The following is a 1,294-nucleotide window of genomic DNA, read 5'->3' as shown; positions in this document are numbered from 1 at the left end:
CCTTTATTCTTCAAAAGGGCGCCCCAGCATTGATCCCGTTGTATTGATCAAAATGGTTCTGATTCAGTACGTGTTTGGCCATCGCTCGATGCGCGAAACCATTAAACGGATCGAAACCGATGTCGCTTATCGCTGGTTTATTGGATATGGATTTTCTGAAAAAATCCCTCATTTTTCAACCTTCAGTAAAAACTATGAGCGCCGTTTTCATGATACGGACCTATTTGAAACAATCTTCTATAAAATCTTGCGTCAGGCCATGGATCTCGGTCTTGTCGACCCGTCGGTCGCCTTTATCGATGGAACCCATGTCAAAGCCAATGCGAATAAGAAAAAGTTTGTGAAGAAGATTGTGAGAAAAGAAACAAGAGCTTATCAGGAACAATTAGATCGAGAAATTAATGCCGATCGTGAAGCCAACGGCAAAAAGCCCTTAAAGCCCAGGCAATGCTCAGAAGAACGAGAAATAAAAGAAAGTACGACAGATCCTGAGAGCGGTTATTTTGTAAAGGGTGAACGGGAACGTCTTTTTGCTTATGGTTTTCATACAGCTTGTGACCGGAATGGATTTGTGCTGGGGACGGTTGTTGAGCCTGCCAATATTCATGACAGCCAAGTGTTCACGAACCTGTTTCAACAGGTGAAAGAGCACGTCGCCAAGCCTCATACGGTCGCAGTTGATGCCGGATATAAAACGCCGTTTATCGCAAAATTTCTAAGTGATCAAAATGTCCGTCCCGTCATGCCCTACACCCGACCACAAACTAAAAAAGGGTTCATGAGAAAACATGAATATGTATACGATGAATATTACAATGCTTATATTTGCCCTGACGATCACGTTCTGACATATCGCACAACCAACCGTGAAGGCTATCGGATTTATGCATCAGATCCAAACCGATGTGAACACTGTTCTTTTCTGAAGCAATGTACGGAAAGTCGAAATCATCGAAAGATGATTCACAGGCATCTCTGGCAGGATCATTTGGATGAAGCCGACCATCTTCGCCACACGGATGAGAATAGGCGAATCTACGCCAAACGCAAAGAAACGATCGAACGAGTTTTTGCGGATTTAAAACACAAGCATGGCCTGCGTTGGACAACACTGCGGGGAAAGAAAAAATTGTCCATGCAGGCGATGCTTGTTTTCGCTGCCATGAATCTCAAAAAGCTGGCGAATTGGACTTGGAAAAGTCCTCATCGCCAGCATTCTCATCGAAAAAACAGAATAAATTGGACAAAAATAGGTCGGATTATAAAAATCCGACCTATTTTGTCAACGGTCTGA

General features: G+C 43.4%; 1 protein-coding gene. It reads left to right on the top strand.

Features of this window, described 5'->3' with window-relative positions; genetic code table 11:
- The coding region (locus BTA31_RS21445) for an IS1182 family transposase (RefSeq protein WP_076794142.1) at positions 1–1,294 on the top strand (1,294 nt) is incomplete at its 5' end.

Origin of the sequence: Bacillus haynesii (genome assembly GCF_001969855.1) — a bacterium.
GTDB classification, from domain to species: Bacteria; Bacillota; Bacilli; order Bacillales; family Bacillaceae; genus Bacillus; species Bacillus haynesii.
Note: the sequence above shows the minus strand (reverse complement) of the source record. Positions and strands in the feature narration are given on the sequence as shown.